This is a genomic window from Klebsiella sp. ME-303, from assembly GCF_007910085.1.
Lineage (GTDB): Bacteria > Pseudomonadota > Gammaproteobacteria > Enterobacterales > Enterobacteriaceae > Klebsiella > Klebsiella michiganensis.
This window is the reverse complement of the sequence record NZ_VOJB01000078.1, coordinates 99760-111904: the sequence shown is the minus strand read 5'-3', so window position 1 is coordinate 111904 and position 12145 is coordinate 99760. Positions and strand designations below refer to the sequence as shown.

Here is a 12145-nt window from a genome sequence, read left to right as displayed (position 1 = left end):
CATGGCTAAATCACCGAGTATTAAACGCGAAAAGTGGATTCGCCTGTCTCTCACCTGGCTGGTGGTCCTCTTCGTATCGACGATCATTATATATCCGCTGGTCTGGACGGTAGGGGCGTCTCTGAACGCCGGGAACAGTCTGCTGAGTACGTCGATTATTCCTGAAAACCTGTCGTTCCAGCATTACGCGGATCTGTTTAACGGCAATGTGAATTATCTCACCTGGTACTGGAACTCGATGAAAATCAGCTTCATGACCATGGCGTTGACCTTAATCAGCGTGAGCTTCACGGCCTATGCGTTCTCCCGGTTTCGTTTCAAAGGGCGGCAGAACGGGCTGATGCTGTTTCTGCTGCTGCAGATGATCCCGCAGTTCTCGGCGCTGATTGCGATCTTTGTTCTCTCTCAGCTGCTGGGGTTGATCAACAGCCATCTGGCGCTGGTGCTGATCTACGTTGGCGGCATGATTCCGATGAATACCTGGCTCATGAAGGGGTATCTGGACGCGATCCCCAAAGATCTGGATGAATCCGCGCGGATGGATGGCGCCAGCAGCTTCCGCATCTTTATCGAAATCATTATGCCGCTGTCGAAGCCGATTCTGGCGGTGGTGGCGCTGTTTTCATTTACCGGCCCTCTGGGGGATTTCATCCTCTCCAGCACCATTTTGCGTACCCCGGATAAATACACGCTGCCGATTGGCCTGTATAACCTGGTGGCGCAGAAAATGGGCGCCAGCTACACCACCTACGCGGCGGGCGCGGTGCTGATTGCCGTCCCGGTGGCGATTCTCTATCTGGCGCTACAAAAATACTTTGTTTCCGGCCTCACCTCAGGCAGTACAAAAGGATAACCCCATGAAAAGATTAACACCCGCGTGGCTTGCTGTTTCTCTGGCATGCTGTTTTTCCGCCGGTACGCTGGCGGCAGATGCGCTGCAAACGAAGGCGTTTAGCAATATGCCCGCTGATTTTATTAAAGGCGCGGATATCTCTACGCTGCTGGATGCGGAAAAGCACGGCGCGAAGTTCTTTAACCACAACAATCAGCCGCAGGATCCGATCGCGATTCTGAAGGCCGACGGCGTGAACTATGTTCGCCTGCGCCTGTGGGTGGATCCAAAAGACGCCCAGGGTCAGCGTTACGGCGGCGGCGATAACGATCTGGCGGCGACGCTGGCGCTGGCGAAGCGCGCAAAAGCGCAGGGTATAAAGCTGCTGCTTGATTTTCACTACAGCGATTTCTGGACCGATCCGGGCAAGCAGTTCAAGCCGAAGGCCTGGGAGAAAATGGATTATCCGCAGCTGAAAACCACGATCCACGACTACACCCGCGACACGATTGCCCGCTTTAAGCAGGAGGGTGTGCTGCCGGATATGGTCCAGATCGGCAACGAGATCAACGGCGGTATGCTGTGGCCGGAGGGCAAAAGCTGGGGGCAGGGCGGCGGCGAGTTCGATCGCCTGGCGGGGCTGCTTAACGCCGCCATTGATGGCCTGAAGGAAAACCTCACCGGCGGCGAGCAGATTAAAATTATGCTTCATCTGGCCGAAGGCACGAAAAACGACACCTTCCGCTGGTGGTTTGATGAAATCAGCAAGCGCAACGTGCCTTACGACATCATTGGTCTGTCGATGTACACCTACTGGAATGGTCCGATTAGCGCGCTGAAAGCCAATATGGACGATATCAGCAAGCGCTATAACAAAGACGTGATAGTGGTGGAAGCCGCTTACGCCTATACCCTGGAAAACTGCGACAACGCCGAAAATAGTTTCCAGGCGAAAGAGGATAAGGATGGCGGTTATCCTGCCACCGTACAGGGGCAATATAATTATATTCACGACTTAATGCAGGCCGTTGCGGACGTACCGGACCACCGCGGTAAAGGTATTTTTTATTGGGAGCCGACGTGGATTGCCGTACCGGGAAATACCTGGGCGACGCCTGCCGGAATGAAATATATCCATGATGAATGGAAAGAGGGGAATGCCCGGGAAAATCAGGCGCTGTTTGATTGCCAGGGAAAAGCATTGCCGTCGATGAAGGTATTCAATTAATTATTCAGCTTTACACTTCAGGATGTTTATTATGAAAAAATTTGCGCCTTTGAGTCCGAAGGTCAATGCGCTATTGCATGGCGCCGACTATAACCCCGAGCAGTGGGAGAACTATCCCGATATTATCGATAAAGATATTGCCATGATGCAGCAGGCAAAATGTAATGTCATGTCGGTAGGGATATTTAGCTGGGCGAAACTTGAACCTCAGGAAGGCGTATTTGAGTTTGGCTGGTTGGACAGTATCCTGGATAAACTCTATGCCGCCGGCATTCATGTCTTTCTCGCGACCCCAAGCGGCGCGCGCCCGGCCTGGATGTCGCAGAAATATCCTCAGGTCCTGCGCGTCGGTCGCGATCGGGTGCCTGCGCTGCACGGTGGACGTCATAACCACTGTATGTCGTCGCCGGTCTACCGTGATAAAACCCTGAAAATAAATTCCCTGCTGGCGGAGCGCTACTCGCAGCATCCCGCGGTGCTGGGCTGGCATATCTCCAATGAATACGGAGGAGAGTGCCACTGTAGCCTGTGCCAGGAGCGTTTCCGCGACTGGCTGAAAGCGCGCTATGAAACGCTGGATAACCTCAATCACGCCTGGTGGAGCACCTTCTGGAGCCACACCTACAGCGACTGGTCGCAGATCGAATCTCCGGCCCCGCAGGGGGAAGTCTCCATTCATGGTCTGAACCTGGACTGGCATCGCTTCAATACCGCTCAGGTGACGGACTTCTGCCGCCACGAAATTGCGCCGCTGAAAGCGGCGAATGCTGCGCTGCCGGTAACAACCAACTTTATGGAGTATTTCTACGATTACGACTACTGGCAGCTGGCGCAGGTGCTGGACTTTATCTCATGGGACAGCTACCCCATGTGGCACCGTGATAAAGATGAAACCACGCTGGCCTGCTACACCGCCATGTATCATGACATGATGCGCAGCCTGAAGGGCGGCAAACCGTTTGTATTAATGGAATCCACCCCGAGCGCGACCAACTGGCAGCCGACCAGTAAGCTGAAGAAACCGGGAATGCATATTCTCTCTTCTCTGCAGGCGGTGGCGCACGGCGCGGATTCGGTGCAGTACTTCCAGTGGCGTAAGAGCCGCGGTTCGGTTGAGAAGTTTCATGGCGCGATTATCGATCATGTCGGTCATCTGGATACGCGCGTGGGTCGTGAAGTGACGGCGCTCGGCGAGATGCTAAGCCAGCTGCCGGGCGTCGTGGGCTGCCGGACGGATGCGAAAGTGGCGATTATCTTCGACCAGCAAAACCGCTGGGCGCTGGATGATGCACAGGGGCCGCGAAATCTCGGCATGGAGTATGAAAATACCGTCAACGAACATTATCGTCCGTTCTGGGAGCAGGGGATTGCGGTTGATGTTATCGATGCTGACGTTGACCTGAGTCCTTATCAACTGGTCATTGCGCCAATGCTGTATATGGTTCGTGAGGGATTTGCCGAACGCGCCGAAGCGTTTGTGGCTAACGGTGGCCATTTAGTTACAACATACTGGACGGGTATTGTTAACGAATCCGACCTTTGCCATCTCGGCGGTTTCCCGGGCCCGCTGCGTAAACTGCTGGGCATTTGGGCGGAAGAGATTGACTGCCTGAACGACGGCGAACGCAACCTGGTACAGGGGCTGGCGGGTAATGAAGGGGGCCTGCAGGGACCGTATCAGGTACGCCATCTGTGTGAACTGATTCATGCCGAAATGGCACAGCCGCTGGCGACCTACCGCGATGATTTTTACGCGGGACGACCGGCGGTTACCGTCAATCACGTGGGTAAAGGTAAGGCCTGGCACGTCGCTTCGCGCAACGATCTGGCTTTCCAGCGGGACTTCTTCACCGCCATAAGTAAAGAGCTGTCGCTGCCGCGTGCGGTGGCGGCCGATTTCCCGCCGGGCGTGGTGGCGACCGCACGGACGGACGGTGAAACCACCTACGTATTCCTGCAAAACTACAGCGCGCAGCAGCAGCAGGTGACCTTACCGCAGGGCTATCAGGACAGCCTCACCGGCACGGCACTGAACGCGCCGTTGACCTTAAAAGCGTGGGATTGCCGTATCCTCAGTCGTCACGCGTAATTTTTCTCTATCCACGCCTGCTCGCAAGAGCAGGCGTTTTTTTATCTGCTTATCAGGAGTCTATTATGGTGAGTTTAAAATCCTTTCTGAATTACTTCTCCCAGTCTCGTCCGGCGGTAACGTTAAGCCCGGCGGAACAACAACAGATTGAACGTTTAATTCAGGCTTTTGGCGGCGAGGCGAATATTATCAACGTTGACGCCTGTATCACCCGCTTACGCGTCACGGTGAATAATCTGTCGATTGTTGACTCTCAGGCACTACAGCAGCAGGGAGCGCTTGGCGTTATTATCCTTGGGCAGCAGGTGCATGCTATTTTCGGTAAACAGTCGGATGCTTTGCGTCAATTACTTGACGAACACTTTGCCAGCCGTAAATAAAATAAAACGGGATAACGCAATAATGAGTTATCCCGAAAAGAAAACAAAGCATTCAATGGCAATAATGATTACCGGAGGGTAATTAACGACCTTACAGCTGGAGATAAAACAGTTAAATGACGGCTACCACCAGGCCTCGACCTGTACACCAAAGTTCCACGTATTATTGGCAGTTTGATCTTCGAACGGTTTACCGTTTTCAGAGTCATTCAGATACGAAGCGAAAATGCGCAGTTCCGGGCGAGACATAAAGTCAGGGCCATCGGCCAGGCCCAGCGCGATGGTATATTTCTCACCGGCCTGCTTATAATCAGTATTGTTCTTGTAGCTATCTTTTTGGTAAAAGCCGCCCACTTCGCCAATCAGGCGCACGTATTCGGTGAACTGATACTGCCCACGAGCCACCAGCGACAGCATGCGCGTTTTATCCGTGTAATCGGTGATGTTGTCCGCGGAGCCCCAGGTGAGAACGTGGTTAATGGAGAACTTTTCGGTAATCGGAATTAAACCGGTATTAATCACGCGGTATCCGGTGGCGTCATTGACGTAGTTCCACATGTCGTACCAGCCGCCGCCCTGGGAAACCATGTTCTGCGCCAGCCCTTTGTTGGCGTACTGCAGAACCGTTTTGTTGTAACCACCCAGCATATCCTGGCTGATTTCACCGGTCAGCATGACGCCGTTTTCAGCATCGTATAGACCACCGTAGGAGTCCTGCTTTTTAGTGGTATTCGGCATCGCGTAGTCGATACCAAATTCGGTCCACGAACCGGCCCAAGGCTTCCAGCCTGCGTAGCGCAGGTCTAGGTAGTTAATGTTGACGTTGCTGTCGCCATCGACGCGGTAGTCGACGTCATTGGCATCGCCGCGGATCCAGGCAAATGAAACGGCCCCCGGGCCGAGCGTATAGTTTTCGATCCCGGCACCGGATCCGGAAATGTTCCAGTATTTGGTATCAATGATGTGGAGATCGTGGCGCTGGTAGTAGCGTTTACCGCCCCAAATGACCGCGTTCGGATCGCCGGGGACCAGCCCTTTGATTTGCAGGTTGAGCTGGCGCAGGCCGAATTGGGCATCATCATCGAGCGTGGTTTCGTTATCGTTAGAACCGTCAGAAACCATGCTGACCATGCTATCAAGATAGAAGCTAACGTCATTCTTCTTATAGACCTCTGATCCCAGCTCCAGCTCGCCGTAGGTATCGGACTCATTACCCAGACGGCCAATTTTGTTTTTTTGCCATTCGGCCTGACTACCGTCGCCGGAGACCCCAACCCCGGCGCGCATATAGCCATGAAAATCGATACCCGGAAGCGTGGCGGAAGCAGCAAACACGGATGGTGAAATCAGCGCAGCGGCCAACGCAGCGGAGAGTGTGCGCAGCGTAGTGTTCATGTCTATCCTCTTATTGTTTTGTATTACGTTCACATAACCGATGTCATAAAATGCCTAAACCAGAATTCAGGCAATTGAATGATCGCTATATTGTGATTAACTGCAAATAAATTGGCGGGTTTTGTTACGACTAGTGAGTCTATTCACAATTTGTTGTATTGTGAGCGTAATACTTTTTGTGATGATTGTGGTTCGGGGGACGCGGCGATGAGCGTTTTTTCACATTGCCCCTGTTACAATCCAGGGATAACAACATAAGGAACCGGACTATGAAGTCTAAAAGCGCGACCTTAGAAGACGTTGCTCGCCATGCGGGCGTCTCCTATCAGACCGTGTCCAGGGTACTCAACAAATCTGCTAATGTATCCAAAGCCACACGCAGCAAGGTGGAGAAATCCATCGAGGCGCTGCGCTATGTCCCAAACCGCCTGGCGCAGCAGCTGGTAGGAAAGCAAAGCCGCACCGTGGGCCTGGTCACCATCTCCCTCGCATTGCACGCGCCTTCTCAGGTGGCTGCTGCGGTAAAACGCTATGCGAATGTGGAAGGCTATCAGGTGCTCATCTCTATGATTGATGAGAGCGTCAACCAAAGTATTCAAGATTCCATTAATGAACTTAAGTCTCAGCTGGTAGATAAGGTCATCATCAACGTGCCGCTGGAGACTGAACTGGCTCAAAAAATTGCCGCTGATAACGATGATATCGTCTGTCTGTTTTTAGATGTTGACCCCTACAGCTCCGTGTTTAACGTTTCGTTTAACCCGGCTGACGGCACCCGGGCCAGCGTCAAATATCTCTATGAAATGGGGCATCGGGAGATCGCGCTGCTAGCTGGCCCGGAAAGCTCGGTATCGGCCAAACTGCGTCTGAAAAGCTGGATTGAGACCCTTGAGGGATATGGCCTGCAGCCGGTCACGGTGATTCGCGGTAACTGGGATGCGCAGAGCGGTTATGCCGGCGCGCTGCAAATGCTGCGGGAGACGCCAAACTTTACCGCCGTTCTGGTGGGTAACGATCAGATGGCGCTGGGCGTACTGAGCGCGTTTCACCAGCACCAGGTGCCGATTCCGGGGGAAAAATCGGTTATTGGTTATGATGACACCTATGAGAGTTCGTTCTTTTACCCGGCGCTCACCACCGTTTCGCTGGATCTTGATTTACAAGGAAAAGAGGCCGTCCGGCGCCTTCTCGATAGCGGCGATCACGAGACATCTCATACTTCCTCTATCCTTCCGGCTCGTCTGGTCGTGCGCCACTCTACCGGACCGAAAACGGAGCCGGGCAAAAACCTGCAGTCTATTGCCGAACAGCTCAGAGCGCTGGCGCATCAGCTTAATCCTTAATCCGCAACGGGCGGCCTGCGCCGCCCTTTAGCCCCTTCCATTCTCAGGGTTGATCTTTGTATTCACCCGGCGTACCATGATGTTATGTTATAACGTAATGATTGAGGTCGCTATGAAACCCAATATTCATCCGCATTATCGTACGGTGGTTTTTCACGATACCAGCGCCAACGAATACTTCAAAGTCGGATCAACGATCCGTACCGAGCGCGAAATTGAGCTGGAAGGCGAGACGTATCCCTACGTAACGCTCGATGTCTCCTCCAAATCGCATCCGTATTACACCGGCAAACAGAAGGCCTTCAACAATGAAGGCAGCACCGCGCGTTTCCGCCAGCGCTTCGGCGGTTTTATTGATGCGAAAAGGAGTAAATAATGCAGGTGCTCAACTCATTGCGTAGCGCGAAACAGCGCCACCCGGATTGCCAGATCGTCAAGCGTAAAGGACGGCTGTACGTTATCTGCAAAAGTAATCCTCGCTTTAAGGCCGTCCAGGGGCGCAAGAAGAGACGTTAACGGAAGCTCTCCAGCGTTCGTAACTGCCGGCCGTCGGCGCTAAAGTTGTCGGCGGCCAGCCACTGCTGCATTGCCTTGTCAATATGCGGCCACTCGGAATCGATAATCGAAAACCAGTCGGTATCGCGGTTGTGGCCCTTTATCACCAGCGCCTGACGAAAACGCCCCTCATACTGAAATCCCAGCCGCAGCGCCGCCCGGCGTGAAGGCTCGTTCAAACTGTTGCATTTCCACTCGTAGCGACGATAGCCGAGCGTTGCAAAAATATAATGCATCAGCAGCCATTGGGCCTCGGTGGCCATCGCCGTCCGGCTTAGTAAAGGCGAGAAGTGAACGTGGCCGACTTCAACAACGCCATTTTTAGCATCGATTCTCATCAGCGCCAGTGAGCCAACGGGCTGGTCTGTCCGTTGATCTATCACGGCAAAGTGGATGGGATCGGCCTGCCCGGAAACGTGCTCTATCCACGCGCGGTATTCCTCTACGCTGTTATCCGGCTCACGCAGCAGCCACGTCCAGCTTCGGGTGTCCGGGGCCAGCCGATGGGCGTCAAACAGCGCACCGGCATGCGTGGAGCGCAATGGCTCAAGGCGGCAAAGGCGACCTTGCAGATTCAACCTTTCAGGATGCGGACGGGGCTGCCAGTCGGGCAGGGCTGCGCCAACGGGTTGATCGAATTGATTAAGATGGCTCATGAGGTTTTCCTTTGGCAGGTGAATGCTGCGAGATTAGGCGCTTGTTGGTTCCATAAAAAGAGCCACAGGAGTATGTTTTTAGGGTGCCACGAGGAGCGATGATGAATATTCCGGATGATGCTTTTTTTGCTTTACTGGAGCAGGCCCTGCGCGGCAGGGGAGGTGGAACCCTGCAGCGTACGCTCTATCAGACACTACGCGAGGCGATTTTACAGGGGGCGCTGGCAGGTGATAGCCGTTTACCCGGCTCGCGCGCCATGGCCCAGCGTCTGGGGCTGTCGCGCAACACCGTCAACGGCGCGCTGGAGCAGCTGGCGATAGAGGGGTATTTATTACGTAGCCGCCAGGGGACGTCCGTCGCGCCTTTAGGAACTCAGGGAGAGGGGGACGTTGAGGCGCGCCATATTGTGCTCCCTGAATACTTACAGGGATTACCAGCGGCAATCCATCGTGATTCACCCACGCTGCTCTTTACGCCGGGAATGCCTGCGGTTAACTACTTTCCGCTTTCCATCTGGCGCCGGCTCCTGGATCGCGTACTGCGTGAAGAGGGAAGCGCATTATTGGGCTACGGCGATGCGCAGGGAGAGCTCGTACTGCGAAAAACCATTGCCCGCCACCTTGCGCTCTCGCGGGGGATCCGCTGTGAAGCCAGCCAGATTGTGATTACGGAAGGTGCGCTGGAAGGCGTCGATTTATGCACGCATTTGCTGAGCGTCGCTGGCGATACGGCATGGGTAGAAGACCCCGGCTATCCGGGAGCAAAAAGCATCTTTCTCAAATCCGGACTTCATATTGAGGGCGTGCCGGTTGATCATGAAGGGATGCGTTTTGATAGTCATAATGATAGTGAAGCGCCGCGATTGATCTTTACTTCACCTTCCCATCAATACCCCTGCGGGGCAGTGATGAGCGCCGGGAGGCGACTGGCGCTACTGGAGTATGCCCGCCGGCATGATTCATGGATTATTGAAGATGATTACGACAGCGAGTTTCGCTACAGCGGTGAGCCCATTCCGGCCATGCTGGGGATGGCCAGGCAGGCGCCGGTGGTTTATCTGGGGACATTCAGCAAAACGCTATTTCCGGCGCTGCGCATTGGCTTTATGGTGATGCCTCCCGCGCTGGCGGAGGCCGCACGTGGCGCCATTGGTTCGCTATTACGCGGCGGCCATCGGGCCGAACAGAGGGCGCTGGCGTTGTTCATTGAGGAGGGGCACTACGCACGTCATTTAGCCGCCATGCGCCGTTTATACCGCAAACGTCAGCAGCAGCTGCGGGAGATTCTGGCTCAAGAGCTCAGGCATCCTTATGAACTGTTTGGCGGCGAGGGGGGCCTGCACCTGACCGTTGCTATCGACAACGTGGATGACCTGGCGATTGTGCAGCAGGCCCGGCGGTTTCAGCTGGCACCCGGGGCGTTAAGCCGTTTTTACCTGGATGTAAAAACGGCGCGAAGCGGCTTTGTTCTGGGCTACGGTAATACGTCCGCCTCGCATTTTAGGGCCGCGGTACGCACGCTGAACCGTCTTATTGCGCTGGACCGACGCGGGTAAGAGAAAATACATCGTAAAAGGAGAGTTCGCCTTTGGTGGCGATCATTTTTTGTAGCTGAGCCTTTTGTTCGCCGCCGACGCGTGGCGATTGCAGGATGCGTTCAAGCAGCTGCTCAGGGACAAATCGGGTGTTGTACCACTCACCGTTGTAGCACACGCGGAAATCAAGAACGTCAATATCTTCATAACGATAGCGCGGGTAGACGTCGAAGAAGAAGAAACCGTTTAGCAGAACAAATAACACAATTAACAGCCAGACAGAATCTACCAGCGTTTCGGAACGTAGCATCACAATAAGCGTGGCCAGGAAAGCCGCGTACATGGCGACAAAAAGCCATGGATGGTTGCGAATAAAGCTAATGCTAAAGCGCGGACGGTTGTCGCGCTTCTCTTTCACATTAAGCTCATCAATGGTGCTCTTCAGCAGCAGCTGTATTTCTGTCATCTTATTCCCCAAATTCTGCCATGAGCCCGTATCCAGGCGTGACAAACCGGGCTCAGCCTGAAGGCTATTTTATGTTGCGTAAATCCATGGGGAAAGTAACAGATTGGTTGCAGAAAAGCATAACAGTTACCGTTTTTCGCTCTCCAGCATTTTAATTATCCGTGCCGGGTTTCCGCCGACGACGGCGTTGGCCGGCACATTTTTTACTACGACGGCCCCCGACGCCACCACGGCATTATCGCCGATAGTGACGCCTGGATTAATCACTGCCCGGCCGCCAATCCACACATTGTGGCCAATGGTGACGGGTTTTCCGTACTCTTGACCACTGTTGCGGTCGACAGGGGCAAGGGGATGCGTGGCGGTATAAATATGCACGCCCGGCGCCAGCATGCAGTTATCGCCAATATGAATTGGACAGACGTCAAGCATGACGCAATCAAAGTTAGCGTAGAAATTTTTACCGAGGAAGATATTGTAGCCATAGTCACAGCGAAATGTGGGTTCGATGTACGCGTCACTCGCGTGCCCAAGCAGTTCAGAAAGTAATGCGTTTCTTAATTCACTTTCTTAAGGCGCCGAATGATTGTAGCGGTGCAGCAGCTGTCTGGCCCGCAGACGATCGGCTTTCAACGTGGCGTCACCTGCCAGATACAGTTCGCCGGCAATCATTTTTTGTTTCTCTTCACTCATGGAGGCTTTCCTTATTTCCTTATCGTTAGGCCGCCATAGTATAAAAAAGAAACCGGTTTCATATTCGCGTTAAGCCAACATCTGTGAGCACTGTCACACTTATTATCATCACGAGAGAGGGGCGTTTTCGGCACGAGATGTATGACTTTCATTTGAAGTAAACTAGCGGATAAATTTCCAGACTGAAGGGGGGATCTTGTCATACAGTTTATTCATCGTCAGCTCTGCAAGACGATGATCGGCCGCAGAGTAAAATACCGCCAGTTCATTATCGGAAAGTTCATATTTATTTTTTTCAATTACGCGCTCCAGCGTATCAATTGTCTGACAGCGTCGTAAACGCATCAAATAGTCTATTTTGGTTAATGTTTTATCAGACATAAATTCACCTTTTGATTGTAATAATACTAACAAGAAAGACTGGCCGGGTTTTCCCGACTGGCGTTGACAAAGCAGCGGAATAACCGATTGCCAGATTTACGCCATTTCTGCAGATCTGCGCTGTTAATGCCGTAGTTGCTGAACAAGACGAAAGTGTCATCCAGATATTCGTCAATCTGGGTAATCAGCTTATTATCCTCTGCGTACTTAATTTTATAATTAAGTGCAAACGCGGCAATGTGCTCGATCAATTCATTAAGTTGAAGATTGACAGCCGAGGTTGGATCATTAACCCAGCCGTGGTTGCTCTCTTCCAGGTTTGCAAGACAGTCATGATACAGGGTTTCGCAGAGAAATTTAAGCTGCGCAATATCATGTCTTTTTGGCGAGTATTCGTCCATAACGCATCCCCTTTTGAGTGGTTTAAACGACGATTATCGACACCGTTGTGGGATGAACACGACTAACAGACCTGACACATACATTGTAATCTTGCTGTTTAACTATAATCCACTCTTAAAAAGATTTCATCGTGCTATTACGAAAAATTACAATTATCAGCGTCCTTTTATCTTCAATGACTCGGACTTTA

Annotated in this window: 14 protein-coding genes and 1 pseudogene; 9 read left to right on the top strand and 6 right to left on the bottom strand. The window is 52.9% G+C overall.

What is annotated here, in order from left to right; genetic code table 11:
- Position 1: 1 nt before the first annotated feature.
- From FQK12_RS14955 to FQK12_RS14940, 4 genes are all read left to right on the top strand, one after another.
- The gene (locus tag FQK12_RS14955; RefSeq protein ID WP_004848313.1) at positions 2–853 is read left to right on the top strand and encodes a sugar ABC transporter permease; all 852 of its coding nucleotides are present in this window, start codon (positions 2–4) and stop codon (positions 851–853) included.
- A gap of 4 nt (positions 854–857) precedes the next feature.
- Positions 858–2060, top strand: coding sequence for an arabinogalactan endo-beta-1,4-galactanase (locus FQK12_RS14950; RefSeq protein ID WP_014228198.1), 1203 nt, complete (start codon positions 858–860; stop codon positions 2058–2060).
- A 31-nt stretch (positions 2061–2091) separates the two neighbouring features.
- Complete coding sequence (locus FQK12_RS14945; RefSeq protein WP_014228199.1) at positions 2092–4149, top strand: beta-galactosidase; 2058 nt, start codon at positions 2092–2094, stop codon at positions 4147–4149.
- Between the two features lie 65 nt (positions 4150–4214).
- On the top strand, positions 4215–4529 hold the full coding sequence (locus FQK12_RS14940) for a glucose PTS transporter subunit EIIB (RefSeq protein WP_014228200.1): 315 nt from the start codon (positions 4215–4217) through the stop codon (positions 4527–4529).
- Positions 4530–4652: 123 nt separating this feature from the next.
- Here FQK12_RS14940 and FQK12_RS14935 read toward each other — a convergent pair whose 3' ends face one another.
- Positions 4653–5924, bottom strand: coding sequence for a maltoporin (locus tag FQK12_RS14935; RefSeq protein WP_014228201.1), 1272 nt, complete (start codon positions 5922–5924; stop codon positions 4653–4655).
- A gap of 269 nt (positions 5925–6193) precedes the next feature.
- Between FQK12_RS14935 and FQK12_RS14930 the strand changes: the two genes are divergently transcribed.
- From FQK12_RS14930 to ykgO, 3 genes are all read left to right on the top strand, one after another.
- Positions 6194–7267 (top strand): LacI family DNA-binding transcriptional regulator, encoded by a 1074-nt coding sequence (locus FQK12_RS14930; protein WP_014228202.1) that lies wholly within the window; start codon positions 6194–6196, stop codon positions 7265–7267.
- A gap of 112 nt (positions 7268–7379) precedes the next feature.
- Positions 7380–7643 (top strand): type B 50S ribosomal protein L31, encoded by a 264-nt coding sequence (locus tag FQK12_RS14925; protein WP_004848323.1) that lies wholly within the window; start codon positions 7380–7382, stop codon positions 7641–7643.
- Positions 7643–7783 carry a type B 50S ribosomal protein L36 gene (ykgO, locus tag FQK12_RS14920; RefSeq protein ID WP_003859006.1) on the top strand — a complete coding sequence of 47 codons (141 nt, stop codon included), beginning with the start codon at positions 7643–7645 and terminating at the stop codon, positions 7781–7783. Before FQK12_RS14925 ends, ykgO begins: the two co-directional genes overlap by 1 nt.
- On the opposite strand, the gene FQK12_RS14915 is transcribed toward ykgO, so the two are convergent.
- A complete protein-coding gene (locus FQK12_RS14915; protein ID WP_014228203.1) occupies positions 7780–8478 on the bottom strand; it encodes a GNAT family N-acetyltransferase in 699 nt (232 codons plus the stop codon). The genes ykgO and FQK12_RS14915 overlap by 4 nt on opposite strands.
- Before the next feature lie 101 nt (positions 8479–8579).
- Between FQK12_RS14915 and FQK12_RS14910 the strand changes: the two genes are divergently transcribed.
- Positions 8580–10034, top strand: a complete 1455-nt coding sequence (locus FQK12_RS14910) for a PLP-dependent aminotransferase family protein (RefSeq protein WP_014228204.1) — start codon at positions 8580–8582, stop codon at positions 10032–10034.
- On the opposite strand, the gene FQK12_RS14905 is transcribed toward FQK12_RS14910, so the two are convergent.
- Complete coding sequence (locus FQK12_RS14905) at positions 10009–10479, bottom strand: YlaC family protein (protein WP_014228205.1); 471 nt, start codon at positions 10477–10479, stop codon at positions 10009–10011. The two genes, FQK12_RS14910 and FQK12_RS14905, sit on opposite strands and share 26 nt — an antisense overlap.
- Before the next feature lie 20 nt (positions 10480–10499).
- Between FQK12_RS14905 and FQK12_RS27690 the strand changes: the two genes are divergently transcribed.
- Positions 10500–10634, top strand: coding sequence for a hypothetical protein (locus tag FQK12_RS27690; protein WP_223226764.1), 135 nt, complete (start codon positions 10500–10502; stop codon positions 10632–10634).
- Here FQK12_RS27690 and maa read toward each other — a convergent pair.
- The 3 genes and pseudogenes from maa to tomB all read right to left on the bottom strand — a co-directional run bounded on the left by maa (position 10606) and on the right by tomB (position 11954).
- Positions 10606–11172: pseudogene (gene maa / locus FQK12_RS14900) on the bottom strand (maltose O-acetyltransferase). The gene FQK12_RS27690 and the pseudogene maa sit on opposite strands and share 29 nt — an antisense overlap.
- 162 nt (positions 11173–11334) lie before the next feature.
- A complete protein-coding gene (locus FQK12_RS14895; RefSeq protein WP_004099646.1) occupies positions 11335–11553 on the bottom strand; it encodes an HHA domain-containing protein in 219 nt (72 codons plus the stop codon).
- A 26-nt stretch (positions 11554–11579) separates the two neighbouring features.
- Complete coding sequence (tomB, locus tag FQK12_RS14890; protein ID WP_004129911.1) at positions 11580–11954, bottom strand: Hha toxicity modulator TomB; 375 nt, start codon at positions 11952–11954, stop codon at positions 11580–11582.
- Positions 11955–12145: the final 191 nt, after the last annotated feature.